This window comes from Streptacidiphilus fuscans (assembly GCF_015690355.1).
GTDB lineage: Bacteria > Actinomycetota > Actinomycetes > Streptomycetales > Streptomycetaceae > Streptacidiphilus > Streptacidiphilus fuscans.
On record NZ_JADPRT010000001.1, the window covers coordinates 109,957 to 126,115 of the forward strand.

A 16,159-nucleotide genomic window follows, 5' to 3' on the forward strand; every position below is an offset into this window, starting at 1 on the left:
CCGATGTCCGCCTTCGACACGCCGACCCGCACCCTGGTCTCGCAGGCCCAACTCGCGCGCCCGCTCGGCCGCACCGTCTACTGGACCGTCTTCTGGGCCCTGGTCGCGCTCTTCGCGCTGGCCTTCCTCTTCCCGATGTACTGGATGGTCAGCGGCGGCCTGAAGTCCCCCCAGCAGATCATCCAGACACCGCCGTCCCTGCTGCCCGCTTCACCGGCCGTGAGCAACTACGCCGCCGCCTGGCGGGACCTGGACCTCGGCCGGCTCATCCTCAACACCACCGTCTACGCCTTCGGCGCGCTCGCCTTCCAGCTGGTCTTCGACGTGGCCGCCGCCTACGCGCTGTCCAAGCTGCGGCCGGTCTTCGGCAACGTCGTGCTCTTCGCGATGCTCGCCACGCTGATGATCCCGACCACGGTCATCGTGCTGCCCGCCTACCTGACCGCCAACAACATCCCCTTCCTGCACTGGAGCCTGCTCAACACCCCCTGGGCGATCTGGCTGCCGTCGGTGGCCAACGCCTTCAACATCTTCCTGCTCAAGCGGTTCTTCGACTCGATCCCGACCGAGTTGCTGGCCGCCGCCGCGATCGACGGCGCGGGACCGCTGCGGACGCTCTGGTCCGTGGTGCTGCCGATGTCCCGGCCGATCCTGGGCGTCGTCTCCATCTTCTCCGTGGTCGCGGTCTGGAAGGACTTCCTCTGGCCGCTGCTGGTGCTCACCGACACGTCGGCACAGACCGTCAACGTCGGCATCAACCAACTGCACGTCGGGGTCCCGGAGAACGTCTTCGTGGCGGCGCTCGCCATCGCCAGCGTCCCGACGATCGTGTTCTTCCTCTTCTTCCAGCGCAACATCATGGCCGGGCTCACCGCCGGCTCGATGAAGGGCTGACCGTCCGCGGCCCTTTCGCCGTCCTCGCCTCGCCGACCTCCGGAGCCTCATCCATGACCTCCCGCAGCGCCGCGCGTCCGCGGCGCAGAACCAGCCTGCCCGCGCTCGCCGCACTCCTGCTCGCCGCCCCGCTGGCTGTCCTCCCCGCGACCGGCGCGCACGCCGCCGCGGCTGCCACCGCAGCTCCCGCCGCGGACGCCCAGCGGGCGGGCGCCGACGTGCCGTTCACCGAGGAGAACGCCGCGACCAGCCCGCTCGCCCGCACCAACGGCACGGTCCTGGGCCCTGACTACCGCTACGGCACCCTGGCCTCGGAGGCCACCGGCCGAACCGCCGTCCAACTCGTCGGTCAGGGCCGCTACGTCAGCTTCACGCTGACCCGTCCCGCCAACGCCGTGGACTTCCACTACGCCCTGCCCGACTCACTGCACGGCGGTGGCATCGACGCACCCCTGGAGCTGTACGTCGACGGTAAGGCAACCACAGCCCTGCCGCTCACCTCCCAGTTCAGCTGGCTCTACGGCACCTACCCCTTCAGCAACAACCCCAGCGTCGGGCAGCCCGACGGCCAGGTCCCGCACGACTTCTACAACGACGTCCGCTACCACTTCGACCGCACCCTGCCCGCGGGCACCGTCGTCCGACTCCAGGTGGACCCCGGTGACAACGCGCCCTGGTACGTCGTCAACACCGCCGACTTCGAGGAGGTCGCCCCGCCGGCCGCCCGACCCGCCGGGTACCTGGACGCGACCGCCGCGCCCTACGGCGTCGACAACACCGGCGCCACCGACACCACCACCGCGCTGCAGAACGCCATCGACGCCGCCTCCGCCTCCGGCCGGGGCCTCTACCTGCCCCCCGGCACCTACACGCTCAGCCGGCCGCTGAACGTCGACAACGTCGCCATCGCCGGAGCAGGGGAGTGGTACACCGTCCTGACCGGCCACAACGTCTCCTTCGCGGGCAAGCAGAACCCGCCCAGCACGCACGTCGACATCTCCGGCCTGGCGATCTTCGGCAACGTCGACGTGCGCGACGACAGCAACAGCGCCGACACCGGCTTCAACGGCGGCTTCAGCGACTCGCGGATCTCCCACGTCTGGATCCAGAACGAGAAGGTCGGCGCCTGGATCATCGGCCCCAGCACCGGCCTGACCCTCGATCATCTGCGGATCCAGGACACCACCGCCGACGGGATCAACCTGAACGCCGCCGACGGCCCGGTCACCCACGCCCTGGTCACCCAGGACTTCCTGCGCAACACCCAGGACGACGGCCTCGCCCTGTGGGCCGAGAACTACGGCGACACCGACGACGCGCTGGTCCACAACACCGTCGACTCGCCCGGCCTGGCCAACAACATCGGTGTCTACGGCTCCGGCGCCGACGACGTCGTCAGCGGCAACCTGCTCCAGGACACCGTCACCCGGGGCGGCGGCATCGGCATCGGGCAGCGCTTCGGCTCCGTCCCGATGAGCGGACCGCTGCTGGTCACCGGCAACACCCTGGTCCGCACCGGCCAATGGGACCCGGGCTGGGACTACGGCGTCGGCGCGATCTGGTTCGACCCCCAGCAGGGCGACATGACGGCCCCGGTCGAGATCCGCGACAACGACATCCTCGACAGCCCGTACTCCGCCTTCATGTTCCAGAACTCCAACGCCTATGTGGGATCGGCCGTCACCACCCCGCCGAGCGCCGGATACTCCGTCAGCAACGTGACGCTCGACGGCAACCGCGTTCGCGACGTCGGCAGCTACGTCTTCCAAGGCCAGGCGCCGGGCTCGGTCACCGTCTCCGGCACGCACGCGAGCGGCATCGGCGTCGCCGGAGTCTTCAGCTGCGGCGCGGGGTTCCAGATCGAGGACGCGGGCGGCAACAGCGGTTGGCAGGGCAGCACCGCCTGCGGCATGCCCGCCCGCTCACCGCTGTGGGCCTACCCGGGCACCACCACCTTCGAGGCCGCCACCGTCCGCCAGGCCACGCCCCCGCAGAAGGTCGTCGTGATGAACACCGCCGCCACGGCGGCGGCACTCGGCCAGGTCTCCGCCAGTCCCGGCTTCACGGTCAGCGCCGACCCCCAACACCCCTGCGGAGCAACCCTCGACGCCGCCTCCCCGACGGACCCCTCCGCGTGGTGCGTGCTGGACGTCGCCTTCACCGCGCAGCGCCAGGGCGTCACCGAGGGCACGCTCACCGTCCCGGGCGGAGCGGGCGGCGCGCCGACCAGCGTCCGGCTCGTCGGCAGCACCGACCCGATCGGCGGAGACGGCGGCGTCGCGCCGCCGAGCAACCTGGCGCTGAACGCCACGCTCACCGCCAGCAGCGCCCTCTCCGGCTTCCCGGCGTCCAACGCCAACGACGGCAACGACGGCTCCTACTGGGAGAGTCAGGACGGCACCGGCTTCCCGCAGACCCTCACCGCCGACCTCGGCACCACCCAGCAGGAACGCACCATCACGCTGACCCTGCCCGCCGGCTGGGGAACGCGCACCGAGACGATCGAAGTCCTCGGCTCGAACGACGGCAGCACCTGGTCCACGCTCCTGCCGTCCACCGGGTACGTCTTCGACCCGACCGCGGGCAACACCGTCAACCTGACCCTCCCGGCGGGCACGGACGAGCGCTTCCTCCAGCTCTCGATCACCGGCAACACCGGCTGGCCCGCGGCCCAGCTGTCCGAGTTCGAGATCTTCGACTGACCGCCCGACGAGCCGGTGTCCGGGACGCGGACCCTGACCCCGCGTCCCGGACACCCAGCCGGGTCGGATCACGACCGACACACGCACGCCACCGACGCAAGGAGCACCCCTTCATGACGGTCAGTACACGCACTGCTGGTGATCGCGACGACCGGTGGTGGCGCACCGCCGTGATCTACCAGGTCTACGTCCGCTCCTTCGCCGACGCTGACGGCGACGGCGTCGGAGACCTGGCCGGCGTCCGCGCCAAGCTGCCCCACCTCGCCGGACTCGGCGTCGACGCGCTGTGGTTCAACCCCTGGTACGCCTCGCCGATGGCCGACGCGGGCTACGACGTCGCCGACTACCGCCGGATCGATCCGGCCTTCGGCACGCTGGCGGAGGCGGAGGCGCTGATCACCGAGGCCCACCAGCTGGGCCTGAAGATCATCGTCGATGTGGTCCCCAACCACGTGTCCGACCAGCACGCCTGGTTCCGCGAGGCGCTGGAGGCAGTGCCGGGATCGGCGGCGCGCGAGCTGTTCTGGTTCCGCCCGGGACGCGGCGAGGACGGCGAACTGCCCCCCAACGACTGGAAGTCCGAGTTCGGCGGTCCGGCCTGGACCCGGGTCCCCGACGGCGAGTGGTACCTGCACCTCTTCGCGGCCGAGCAGCCCGACCTCAACTGGAACAGCGCCAAGGTCCGAGAGGAGCTGGAGTCCGTGCTGCGGTTCTGGTTCGACCGCGGCGTGGACGGCGTCCGGATCGACTCCGCCACCATGCCCGCCAAGGACCCGGCGCTGCCCTCTTTCGGTCCGGCGCACACCCAGTCCGCACCGCCCGTGCCGCATCCTTTCGTCGACCGGGACGAGGTGCACGACATCTACCGCGCCTGGCGGGCGGTGGCCGACTCCTACGACGTGCCCAGAGCGCTGATCGGGGAGGTGTGGCTCGCGGACCCGCAGCGCTTCGCCGCGTACCTGCGCCCCGACGAGATGCACGCAGCCTTCAACTTCGACTACCTCAACTGCCCTTGGGACGCCCAGCGGCTGCGCTCCGTCGTCGACGCGACCCTGGCCGCGCACGCTCCCGTCGGCGCGCCGGCGACCTGGGTGCTCTCCAACCACGACGTGACCCGCCACGTCACCCGCTACGGCCGCGCCGACACCGCGATGGGCCGCAGCCCTGCCCAGCACGGCGCCCCCACCGACCTCGCCCTCGGCACCCGGAGGGCCCGCGCGGCCCTGCTGCTCAACCTGGCCCTGCCCGGCTCCTGCTACCTCTACCAGGGCGAGGAGTTGGGGCTCTGGGAGGTCGACGACATCCCCGACGAAGCCCGCCAGGACCCGTTCTTCTTCCGCAGCGGCGGCGCGGACATCGGCCGCGACGGCTGCCGCGTGCCGCTGCCCTGGTCGGGGGAGCGACCGCCGTTCGGCTTCAGCCCGCCCGGAGCGCAGGCGGCTCCGTGGCTGCCCCAGCCCGCTGAATGGTCTGCGCTGACGGTCGAGGCGCTGGACACCGATCCCGCGTCCGTGCTCGGGCTCTACCGGCAGGCCCTCGCCGCGCGCCGGGCGGAACCGGCCTTGCGGGGCGAGGAGTTCGCCTGGCTGGGCGAGGGCGAGGGCGAGGGCGCGACGGGGGTGCTGGACTTCCGCCGGGGCGAGGGATTCCGGTGCGTCGTCAACCTGTCCGCGCACGATGTCCCCCTGCCGGAAGGGGACGTCGTGCTCCTGGCCAGTGGTCCGCTGACGGGCGACGGCGGGGCGCTGCCACCTGACACGGCGGTGTGGCTGCGCGGATGAGGCGCCGGCGTCCAGGCGCGGCCCCCGGCCGGCCCGGGTCGCTCAGACCCGGGCCAGCCCGGCCGGTGCCAGGGCGGGCGGCGCGGTGGACCCGCGTACCACCAGCTCGGGCTCGTGCAGCAGCTCCTTCGGCGTCGGCGCGCCGCCGCCGATCTGGTTGACCAACAGGGTCACCGCGGCACGGGCCATCGCGTCGATCGGCTGCCGCAGCGTGGTCAGCGGCGGATCGGTGTAGTTCATAAAAGCGGAGTCGTCGTAGCCGATCACCGAGACGTCCCGCGGCACCTCCAGCCCGCGCCGCCGCGCGGCGCGCACCGCGCCCAGGGCCAGGATGTCGCTGCCGCAGACCACCGCTGTCGCGCCGTCGGCCAGCAGCTCCGCGGCGGCGGCCTGGCCGCCCTCGAAGGAGAAGAGCGCGTGCCCGATCCTCCCGCCGTGGTCGCTGCCGGTCCGGTGACACAGGCGGGCGAAGGACTCCGCCTTGCGTCGCGAGGGCACGTGGTCGGCGGGCCCGACCAGCAGGCTGATCTGCCGATGACCCAGCGCCCACAGATGGTTGAAGGCCTGCTCGACCGCGGCCGAGTCGTCGGTGGACACCTGCGGGAACCCGAGCCTGCTCCCGCTCACCGGATCCCTGATCAGCGCGGGCGGCAGGGCCGCGTAGTCGACGGCCGCGTTCAACAGCACCACGGGCACGCCGCGGCCCAGCAGTTGCTGGTACTCCTCGGCGCTGAGCCCCCCGCAGAACACCACGCCGGAGACCTGCTGGTCGAGCAGCATCGTCACGTACTCGGCCTCGGTCAGCCCACCCGCCGTCCGGGTGCAGAGCACCGGGGTGAAGCCCAGCTGCACCAGTGCCCCGCCGACCACCTCGGCCAGCGCCGGGAAGATCGGATTCTGCAGCTCGGGCACCACCAGCCCGACCAACCGCGCGCGAACGCCGCGCAGTTGGGTGGGACGCTCGTATCCGAGCACATCGAGGGCGGTGAGCACGGCCCGGCGGGTGGTGTCGGAGACGCCGGGCTTGCCGTTGAGCACCCGGCTCACCGTCGCCTCACTGACGCCGACCTTCCTGGCCACTTCCGCGAGTCTGCGAGTCATGAGCAGATCGTCGCTGATCATCGATGAATTTCACAGATCAGGACGATGATTACTGCAAAAGATCTGGTTCTTGCGTCCTGAATGTGGCAGATCTGCAAGAACTGAACGAGGAGACGCGCAAACCCTCACAGCGGGGTGAGGACATCCCCGTGGGCCCCGTCGAGGACGAAGCCGTTGTCCCAACGGACCCGGACCGTCACCACGCTTCCCCGTTGCCGGTGTGCGGCCCACTCCGGCTCCAGCGCGGCGATCTCCGTCTCCAGCCGCTCCAGGCTCGCCGCAGGCATGGTGTGCCCGTAGTCGTCGAACAGCGCCTTGAGCCGCTGGTACTCGCGGACCGCCTCGCTCTCCGGGAGCTCCCCGTCCACCCGCTCGACGGTGCCCTCGATCCCGGCTCCCAGCGAGAGGAACCCGACGACGGCCCCGGGCTCACCGGCGACCGCGTCGCCGATGGCGAGGTCCTGCGCCAGCCTGACGCGTCGGCCTTCCTTCAGGGTCATCCGTTCTCTGCCTCTCAGTCGATGGGCGACGACTACTCCGCGTGGGCGGCGACCACGGTCCACACCTCGGTCGACGCGTCGTCCATCCGCAGGTCGAAGGCGAAGGCGATCGGCCTGCGCCGGTGCGCGTCACCGCGGAGCACCTGTTCGCTCCGGCGGTCGACCTCGTAGGAGAAGCCCTCGGCGTCGACCGCGACGCGGAAGACGATCGGATCACGGGAGACCAGCGAGCGCACCGTGACCGACCTGATGACAGCGTCCCGCATGACGGTGCGATTGACCGTGCGCACGGGCGTGAAGTCGAGGCTGCCGTCGTTCATGACCCACTCCTCGACGAACCGCTCGACGGCGACCTCGAGAACCGACCTGTCGAACCGGCCGTCGAGCACGCTCAGATCGCCGACGGCGGCGTCGGCGTCCGTGGACCAGGAGATGGTGGTGAGCGACAGGATGTCGCCCGCACCCGTGACCGCGGTCTTCCCGGCCACCTCCAGCACCGCCTCGCGCGCGACGTCCTTCTGGTCCCAGCCGTCCGTCTCGATGGCGGCGGTCAGGTGGTGAGCTCCCTCGGCGGCCTGCTCCACCGACGAGACGATCCACTCGCCGGCGCCGTTCTTGCGCAGCGTCCAGTACTCGACCGGGCGCGTCGAGCCGTCCTTGCGCACGGCGTCCTGGCCGTAGCCGCTGCGTACGTAGTCGTTGAGCGTCGCGGTGATCCGAAAGGTGACGGTGTCGTTCACCTCACCCGCACGGTTCGCCACGTCGACCAGCTCGACCTCCGGGCCGGAGACGATCTCCACGACGTTGACCTCGCCGCGCGACTCGTAGTCGCGCAGCTCGTCGGCCCACTTGCCGTAGAGCACGGGGGACAGGATCTGTTGCAGCGTGCCGTGATCGCGCTGCGTCCAGGCACGCTGCGCGGACACGTACAGCCACACGGCACGGCGTTCGAGCGCGGCGCGGTCGAAGGTCGCGTCCGTGTCGGCGATCGCGTCGACCCGGGCTCCGACCTGGGCGGCGCGCTCGCGCGCCTGCGCGTCCGCGCGGTGCGCCGTGCGGTCCGACCCCGTGTTCAGGCCGCTCGCCCGCGCCGCCTTCCGGCGCTGCGACCTGAGCCACAGGACCAGCAGGACCACGGCCACGATCACCAGCAGGGTGACGAGCCCGCTGCCACCGGCTCCGAAGCCGCCGACGCCGAACCCGCCGCCGAAACCGTGGCCGAAGCCTCCGCCGAACCCGCCGGTGAAGCCGCCGCCGGAGGAACCGTGGAAGCCGCCGCCATGGCTGCTCCCGCCGCCGCCGAACCCGTGACTACCGCTGCCACCACGGGCGAACGCGACCTCCGGGCTGCTCAGCGCGATGACTCCAGCAGCCACACATATCCACCGACCGGCACGCACCTCGGCTCGCCCCCCAAAAAATAAATCAGAAATGTTCCAGGTCACCCTACAAGCCGGGTCACCCGGGATTGCCCGGCCTGCCGTGCTCCGGGATTCTGGTACTGCCTTCGCCCGCGAGGGGCGGGGGCGGCGTCGGGGGACGCCTGAATGACGGGGGATGCCGAGGATGGACCGACCAGAACGCTTCGCTTACCGAGAAGACCACTGTGCACTGGGCCTGCCTCTGTTGGTCATGGGCCTTTGCGGACCCGTCGCTCTCTTCGCCCTCTGCTTCGCCCTCGGTCTCACCGTCAATCCGCAATGGTTCGTGGGCGCTGCTTTTGTTCCGATCTACTGCATGGTCCCGGTGTCGTTGCTGTACCGGAACTGGCCGACCGGGATCAGGCTGGACGAGCAGGGAGTCCGGATCGGGGCGGTCTCCTCGAAGCGGGCCGAGCGCCGGAGCACGACGGTCACGCACCAGAACTGGGCGGTGTTCTCCTGTCCTTGGTCGGGCGTCCACGAGATGTCCGTCGTCACCGACCGGGACGCGCTGAAGCGCCTGCGCACGTCACCCGAGTTCCACACGCTCAGCAACCGGTGGGCCAAGCCGAAGACCATGGCCTGGTGCATGGCGGGTGTGCTCGTTCCCCCTTTTATGCGGGCGGCGCTGGTGATCCGCATCGACGCTGAGGTGGCGTCCGTGCCCGACTTCGGGTCCGCCCTGTTCTTCTCGAACTACACGGATCCCAGCGACCCGCACTTCAGCCGCCGGCTTCGGCCCAGGGTCGGCGACACGTGGGTGGTGCCGACCCGCCACCCCGAACGCCTCCGGGCCTTGATCGCGGGGTCGCTCCCCGTCCTGAGAGGCTGAAACCCACAACAGCAGAGGTGGTGCCCGGTGTCCTCGTCCTCGGCAAATCCCGCACCCGCCAGATCCGCCGATCTCTCCGGCATGCAGACCGAGTTCCCCGACGGCCGGGTCGCCCTCGCCGACGGGGTGGCCCTGGACGACCCACGCTTCGCCAACGGCGACCTGGCTCCGGTGCCGCTGGAGCGGCGCACCTGGCGGACGTACAACTACCTCGCGCTGTGGGTCGGCATGGCCCACTGCATCCCCTCGTGGACGCTGGCCTCGGGGCTGGTGGCGCTGGGCATGGACTGGAAGCAGGCCGTGCTGACCATCGCGCTGGCCAACGTGATCGTGCTGGTGCCCATGCTGCTGACCGGCCACGCCGGGACGAAGTACGGCATCCCGTTCCCGGTCTTCGCGCGGGCCTCGTTCGGCGTCCGGGGCGCGAACCTGCCGGCGCTGGTGCGGGCGGCGGTGGCGTGCTGCTGGTTCGGCATCCAGACCTGGATCGGCGGGGAAGGCATCTACCTGCTGGCTGGGAAGGTGCTGGGCCACGGGTGGTTGACGGCCGGTCAGATCTCCGGGACGCCGTGGACGCAGTGGCTGTCGTTCCTGGTGTTCTGGCTGATCGAGATCGCGGTGATCACACGGGGGATGGAGACGCTGCGGCGGGTGGAGAGCTGGGCCGCGCCGCTGGTGATCGTCGGCGCGCTGGTGCTGTTCGGCTTCATGGTGTCGAAGGCGGGCGGCCTCGGGCCGCTGCTGAACCAGCCCTCGCAGCTGGGGTGGGGGAGCGGCTTCTGGAAGGTCTTCTTCCCCGCGTTGATGGGGATGATCGGCTTCTGGTCCACGCTGTCGCTCAACATCCCGGACTTCACGCGCTTCGGCGGCAGCCAGCGGGCGCAGCTGTGGGGCCAGACGCTGGGGCTGCCGACGACGATGACGCTGTTCGCACTGCTGTCGGTGCTCGTCACCTCGGGTTCGCAGGCGGTGTACGGGGCGCCGGTCTGGGACCCGATCGCGCTGAGCGCGAAGATGAGCAACGTGGTGGGCGCGCTGTTCGCGCTGCTGATCGTGATGGTGGCGACGTTGTCGGTGAACATCGCCGCGAACGTCGTCTCACCGGCGTACGACCTGTCCAACCTGCTGCCCAGGTACGTCAACTTCCGTACGGGCGCGCTGATCACGGGCGTGGTCGGGATCGTGATCATGCCGTGGAAGCTGATCGCCAACCCGCACGTCTACATCTACACCTGGCTCGGCGTGGTCGGCGGGCTGCTCGGCACGGTGGCCGGGATCCTGATCGCCGACTACTGGTTCGTCCGTCGCACCCGCCTGGCCCTCGCGGAGCTGTACCGGCCGGACGGCCGCTACTGGTACACGGGCGGCTGGAACCTGCGGGCGGTGCTGGCCTTCGTCGTGGGCGGCCTGCTGGCGATCGGCGGCTCGTACTCGACGGTGGTCAAGGGCGTGAAGCAGGGCCCGTTCCCGGCCGACGGAGTCATCCCCTTTTTGAAGCCGCTCGCCGACTACGGCTGGGCCGTCGGCCTGGCCTCGGCGTTCCTCCTCTACGCGGCGCTCAGCCTCGGGCAGCGCCGAACCGATTGAGACGCATCCCGGTCAGATGGCGCTGCCGTGCAGCTCGTGGTGCGCGCCGTCCGACGCGGGCCGGATCTGGTCGAGGATCGCGGCGAGCTGGGCGTCCTTGAGTTCGTACCGCACGATCCGGCCGTCCTTGGCGCCGGTCACGGTGCCACCGGCGCGCAGCAGGCGCAGGATCTGCGAGACGGCCGTGTCGGCGATGCCCGTCGCCGTGGCCAGGTCGGTGACGGCGATCGGCCCGGCCCGGTGCACGGCCAGCAGCACGGCGAGCCGGTGCGGCTCGCCGAGCAGCGCGAAACGGTCGGCCCAGTCGGGGAGTTGGTCGGGCTCGCCGATGCCTTCGATGGCCAGGCAGACGGTGTGTTCGTCGATGGCCTTGCGGTGGGCGCGCTCGGTGGGGACGAGATGCATGGGGCCCATTGGACCCCTGGAGCGGGGCGATCTGCAACACCTGCGCAGGTTTGCGGGTTTGAGACGCCGGTGAGCCGGGGCACTGCGACCTCGGCTCAGCTCGACGTCAGGTCAGCTCGACGTCAGGTCAGCTCGACGGCTGCGGCTCCTCGGTGGCTGTGGCTGTGGCCGCGGCGTCCTCGCCCTCGGCGAGGCCCTGCTGCCAGCGGGTCTCGATCTTGCCGTAGCGCCAGTAGAGCAGCGCGACGATCCAGGTGAGGGCGAAGAGTCCGGCGATGACGAAGCCGGCCTTGTTGATGTCGAAGTTGGCCATGAAGTCCCAGAAGCCGCCGGTGAGGTGGAGCTCGCTGGTGAGCACGCCGAGCACCTCGATGGTGCCGATCAGGAACGCGGCGGCGATGGAGAGGCCGGTGATGACGAGGTTGTAGTAGACCTTGCGCACGGGTCGGGCGAAGGCCCAGCCGTAGGCGAAGTTCATGAAGAGCCCGTCGAAGGTGTCGAAGAGGAGCATGCCGCCGGAGAAGAGCAGCGGCAGCGCGAGGACGGCGTAGAAGGGCAGCCCGGCCGTCGCGGCGTAGGCGGTGGCCGCCAGCAGGACGACCTCGGTGGCGGTGTCGAAGCCGATGCCGAAGATCAGCCCGACGAAGAAGAGCTGCCAGGTGTGGTTGATCGAGCGCATGAAGCGGCCGAAGAAGCGCCACATCAGACCGCGTGCCTGGAGCTGCTTTTCGAGCTCCCCTTCGTTGAAGGTGCCCCGGCGCATGTCGCGGAAGACCTTGAAGATCCCGGCGAGCACGATCAGGTTGAGCGCGGCGATCAGGTAGAGGAACCCGGCCGAGGTGAGCGTGCCGAGCATGCCGCCGAGGGTCTCGTAGGTCGAGTTCGGGTCGACCATCGCACCGAAGACGGCCTTGGCCGCGACGGTGATGCCGACGCCGACCGCGGAGACGACCGTGGAGTGGCCGAGTGCGAAGAAGAACCCACTGCCCAGCGGGCGTTGACCGTCCGCCAGCAGCTTTCGCGTGGAGTTGTCGATCGCGGAGATGTGGTCCGCGTCGAAGGCGTGCCGCGCGCCCAGCGTCCAGGCGGTGAACGCGACGCCGAGGCCGACGCCGAGCTTGTCGTAGTGGAAGTGGTGGGGGAGCACGGTGAAGATGTAGATGCCCCAGCCGAAGGCGTTCAGCAGCAGGATCACCAGGGACATCACCCCGATCCTGGTCCACTCCGCAGGAGTCAGAGACTGACGGACCGTTCGGATTCTGTCGACGAACGCGGACACTGGGCATCCTCCTCGGGACGCTCACAGGTCGGCGCGGCCTGATCGGGACTCCCGGAGGGCCTGGTCCGGACCGACCTTCCTGCGAGGCTGGTTTCCAGGAGTGCGACGCCAGGCGACCGGACTCGTCCCCTCTGCCGAGGGGCTCCACCGTTGCGGGACAGTGCCGGGTTCTCACCGGACTTCGCTGACGCTGCACTGTCCCCGCGCAGCGCGGGGACGTCCGCAGCCTAGAGGTGGCGGAGGCTCGGGTACAAGCCTGCACAACTGAGAAGGTCTTCGAGTATCAGGCCGTACTGAGGCGTCCACTTGGCGTGGTGACCGCCGGTTCACAGGTTGGCTCCTGCCTCTTGCGCGTCAAATCTCGCCCCGTGTACACATCGGTGGTGCGCTCGGCACGAGCGTTCACAAAGGTGCTTCCAGGCACCTTTTCTGACGGATCTTCACACCGGGAGTCGTCATTTCCGCAAACCGGTCCCCCCGTGGACAGCGCGCCCGCATGGCCACCGTCGCAGCCGCCTCCCTCGCGCTGGTCACGGGCTCGCTGGCCCTGGCCGCTCCCTCCCAGGCCGCGCCCGCCCCGGCTGTGCCGCAGGCCAAGGTGCTCCCCGGCAGTCACCCCGGCTGGGCCACGGCCGCCGCCAGCAAGGGCGCCGTCGCGGCGGGCACCCTGACGACGGCGACCGTCTACCTCCAGGGCCAGGACCCGGCGGCCCTGGCGGCCTACGCCATTGCCGTGTCCGACCCGAGCAGCCCGGAGTACGGCCACTACCTGACCGCGGCCGAGGCCAAGGCGCGCTTCCTGGCCACGCCGTCCCAGGTCACGGCCGTGCAGAACTGGCTCACCGGCGCGGGCCTGCAGATCGTCAGCAGCAGCGACCACCAGATCGACGTCCGCGGCGAAGCGGCGGCGATCAAGCGTGCCTTCGGCACCGGCCTCGACCGCTACAGCGTCAAGGGCCGTCTGCTGCAGGCCCCCACGGGCAGCGTCACCGTCCCGGGCGACGTCGCCGCGTCCGTTCTCGGCGTCGATGGCCTCGCCTCCCAGGCCCCCTCGGTCCGCCCGACCTACGTCCCGGACAGCAAGGTGGCCAAGACCACCGGCGCCTCGGCGAAGGGCGGCGGACTGGCGACCACGCCGACCTGCTCGACCTCCTGGGACCAGAAGAAGGCCGACGGCGCCCCGCGCGGTTACACCGACACGACGTACTACGACCAGTGCTCCTTCCAGCCCTCGCAGCTCCGTCAGGCCTACGGGATCACCAAGACGGGCATGACCGGCAAGGGCGCGACCATCGCGATCGTCGACGCCTACGGCTCCTCGACGATGCTCGCCGACGCCGACCAGTACGCCACCAACCACGGCGACCAGCCGTTCCGGTCCGGTCAGTACACCGAGATCGTCACGCCCGCGCAGTGGAACAGCGAGGCCGCCTGCCAGGGCGCCGCAGGCTGGGCCCCCGAGGAGTCCCTGGACGTGGAGATGTCGCACGGGCTCGCCCCCGACGCGAACGTCGTCTACGTCGGCGCGAACTCCTGCAACGACAACGACCTCCAGGCGGCGCTGTCCAACATCGTCGACAACCACCTGGCGGACATCGTCTCCAACTCGTGGTCCGGGCTGATGTACTCCAGCGCGGCCGGTGACGGCGAGTCCCCGACCTCGATCGCCGCCTACGAGCAGATCTTCGAGCAGGGAGCGGCCGAGGGCATCGGCTTCGACTTCTCCGCCGGCGACTGCGGCGACAACTCCCCGGGAGCCGCGGCCACCGGTGTGAACTGCGACCCGACCACGACCAAGGCCCAGGCCGGCTACCCGTCCTCGGACCCGTTCGTGACCGACGTCGGCGGCAGCGCGCTCGCCGTCTCGGATCCCAAGGGCGACTACAAGTTCGAGACCGACATGGGCACCCTGCTGTCCAACCTGAACTCGACCGGAACGGGCTGGAACCCGCTGCCCGGGTCGTTCTTCTTCGGCGGTGGCGGCGGCACCAGCGACTACTTCGCCCAGCCGTACTACCAGAAGGGCATCGTCCCGACCGCCCTGTCGCACACCCTGATGACGGGCGCGACCAGCGCCACCGCCCAGCGGGTCACCCCCGACGTCGCCATGGTCGGCGACCTGTTCACCTCGGTCCTGGTCGGCTTCTCCGACGGCAGCCCGTACAGCGAGGGCGGCTACGGCGGCACCAGCGTCTCCTCCCCGTGCTGGACGGCTGTGCAGGCCGACGCCATCCAGGCCCGTGGCGACCGTCCGCTCGGGTTCGCCAACCCGGAGATCTACGACCGGTTCGGCACCAAGGACTTCCACGACATCGTCAACAAGACGGCGTTGAACGGCCAGCCGCCGCTCAACGCGGTCTTCGACAACGGCCTGCAGAACGGCAGCCTGAACGCCGCCCTGGTGGCCTTCGGCCGTGACTACGGCCTGGTGGCCACCCCCGGCTTCTCCAACGCCACCGGCGTCGGCTCGCCGACGGCGGCCTACCTGGAGTCCTACGAGCACTGACGGTCGGTCAGCTACCACCGGGGCCCGGCGGGGATAACTCCCGCCGGGCCCCGGTCGCGTTTTGGCGGCGGGTGGTCAGGCGTGGCGGGCGAGGTTCAGGGCCGAGTTGAGCGCCTGCTTGAGCGGCACCGTGGGACGGCCGATCAGGCGGGCCAAGTCGCCACTGGTGGTGGCCAGTTCGCCGCGACGCAGACCCTGGTCGGCGTCGGCCAGGATCTCCGCGAAGACCTGCGGCACGCCGTTGCCGGTCAGGGCTCGGACGTAGTCGGCCTCCGGAAGGTCCGTGTACCCGACCGGAGTTCCGGAGCCGGCGCTGATCTCGGCGGCGAGCTCGGCCAGGGTGAAGGCCTCGTCCCCGCCGAGCTCGTACGCCTTTCCGGCGTGTCCGTCGGTGGTGAGGACGGCCGCGGCCGCGGCTGCGTAGTCGGCCCGGGGAGCGGTGTTGACCCGGCCCTCGCCCGCGCTGCCGAACAGCGCGCCGTGCTCCAGGACCGCCGCGAGGTGGTCGGTGTAGTTCTCCGTGTACCAGCCGTTGCGCAGCAGCACGAACGGTACGCCGCTCGCCCGCAGCAGCGCCTCGGTGGCCTGGTGGTCCTCGGCCAGCCGCATGGTGCTGGTGTCGGCGTTGACGATGCTGGTGTAGGCCAGCAGCTCGACCCCCGCCTCCCGTGCGGCTTCGACGGCGTTGCGGTGCTGCTCGACCCGGGCCCCGGGCTCGCTGCCGGAGACCAGCAGGACCCGGTGCGCACCGGCGAACGCGCTGCGCAGGGTCGCGGGGTCGGCGTAGTCGGCGGCGCGCAGCTGGACGCCGCGGTCGCCCAGTGCCCCCCGCCGGTCGAGGCTGCGGCCGGTGGCGATGATGTCGGCGGCGGGGACGCCGCGGTCGAGGAGGTTCTCGACGACCAGACGGCCCAGGTTGCCGGTGGCGCCGGTGACGACGAGTGTCATGTGCGTGCTCCTTGTCGATCGGTTTCCCCGGTCAACGGCGGATGCCTCCCATACCCTTCCGCTGCGGTGGTACGCACTTTGACGTACGGTACTGACAGGGAGGAAAGTATCGAGGTCAGAGGCATGCTGGCAGGAAACCTCTCGGGCAATCTCTCGGGCAATCTCTCGGGCAATCCCTCGGGGAATGTCTTCGATCCGAGCTG

12 protein-coding genes are annotated in these 16,159 nt (G+C 70.4%); 6 read left to right on the forward strand and 6 right to left on the reverse strand.

From position 1 onward, the window contains the following. The first annotated feature begins 3 nt into the window (after positions 1-3). The 3 genes from I2501_RS00520 (at position 4) to I2501_RS00530 (ending at position 5,377) form a co-directional block, all read left to right on the forward strand. Positions 4-894 carry a carbohydrate ABC transporter permease gene (locus I2501_RS00520; RefSeq protein ID WP_196191720.1) on the forward strand — a complete coding sequence of 297 codons (891 nt, stop codon included), beginning with the start codon at positions 4-6 and terminating at the stop codon, positions 892-894. A 53-nt stretch (positions 895-947) separates the two neighbouring features. Next, the gene (locus I2501_RS00525) at positions 948-3,596 is read left to right on the forward strand and encodes a discoidin domain-containing protein (RefSeq protein ID WP_196191721.1); all 2,649 of its coding nucleotides are present in this window, start codon (positions 948-950) and stop codon (positions 3,594-3,596) included. Between the two features lie 113 nt (positions 3,597-3,709). Then, positions 3,710-5,377 (forward strand): glycoside hydrolase family 13 protein, encoded by a 1,668-nt coding sequence (locus I2501_RS00530; protein WP_196191722.1) that lies wholly within the window; start codon positions 3,710-3,712, stop codon positions 5,375-5,377. A 42-nt stretch (positions 5,378-5,419) separates the two neighbouring features. Here the strand turns inward: I2501_RS00530 and I2501_RS00535 are convergent, their stop codons facing one another. The 3 genes from I2501_RS00535 to I2501_RS00545 form a co-directional block, all read right to left on the reverse strand. Next, entirely contained in the window at positions 5,420-6,478 is a 1,059-nt protein-coding gene (locus I2501_RS00535; RefSeq protein ID WP_196191723.1) for a LacI family DNA-binding transcriptional regulator, read from the reverse strand. A 125-nt stretch (positions 6,479-6,603) separates the two neighbouring features. Further along, positions 6,604-6,978, reverse strand: a complete 375-nt coding sequence (locus I2501_RS00540) for a hypothetical protein (RefSeq protein ID WP_196191724.1) — start codon at positions 6,976-6,978, stop codon at positions 6,604-6,606. Between the two features lie 32 nt (positions 6,979-7,010). Next, complete coding sequence (locus tag I2501_RS00545) at positions 7,011-8,354, reverse strand: TIM44-like domain-containing protein (RefSeq protein WP_196191725.1); 1,344 nt, start codon at positions 8,352-8,354, stop codon at positions 7,011-7,013. 361 nt (positions 8,355-8,715) lie between these two features. Between I2501_RS00545 and I2501_RS00550 the strand changes: the two genes are divergently transcribed. Continuing rightward, entirely contained in the window at positions 8,716-9,231 is a 516-nt protein-coding gene (locus I2501_RS00550) for a hypothetical protein (RefSeq protein ID WP_196191726.1), read from the forward strand. Between the two features lie 81 nt (positions 9,232-9,312). Further along, complete coding sequence (locus tag I2501_RS00555; RefSeq protein ID WP_196192297.1) at positions 9,313-10,818, forward strand: NCS1 family nucleobase:cation symporter-1; 1,506 nt, start codon at positions 9,313-9,315, stop codon at positions 10,816-10,818. A gap of 12 nt (positions 10,819-10,830) precedes the next feature. Here the strand turns inward: I2501_RS00555 and I2501_RS00560 are convergent, their stop codons facing one another. Together I2501_RS00560 and nicT are read right to left on the reverse strand one after the other, a co-directional pair. Then, entirely contained in the window at positions 10,831-11,223 is a 393-nt protein-coding gene (locus I2501_RS00560; protein ID WP_196191727.1) for an ArsR/SmtB family transcription factor, read from the reverse strand. Positions 11,224-11,350: 127 nt separating this feature from the next. Further along, a complete protein-coding gene (gene nicT / locus I2501_RS00565; protein ID WP_456243080.1) occupies positions 11,351-12,502 on the reverse strand; it encodes a Nickel transporter NicT in 1,152 nt (383 codons plus the stop codon). A gap of 496 nt (positions 12,503-12,998) precedes the next feature. Between nicT and I2501_RS00570 the strand changes: the two genes are divergently transcribed. Next, the gene (locus I2501_RS00570; RefSeq protein ID WP_196191729.1) at positions 12,999-15,008 is read left to right on the forward strand and encodes a S53 family peptidase; all 2,010 of its coding nucleotides are present in this window, start codon (positions 12,999-13,001) and stop codon (positions 15,006-15,008) included. Between the two features lie 75 nt (positions 15,009-15,083). On the opposite strand, the gene I2501_RS00575 is transcribed toward I2501_RS00570, so the two are convergent. Continuing rightward, a complete protein-coding gene (locus tag I2501_RS00575; protein WP_196191730.1) occupies positions 15,084-15,956 on the reverse strand; it encodes an SDR family oxidoreductase in 873 nt (290 codons plus the stop codon). Positions 15,957-16,159 lie beyond the last annotated feature (203 nt).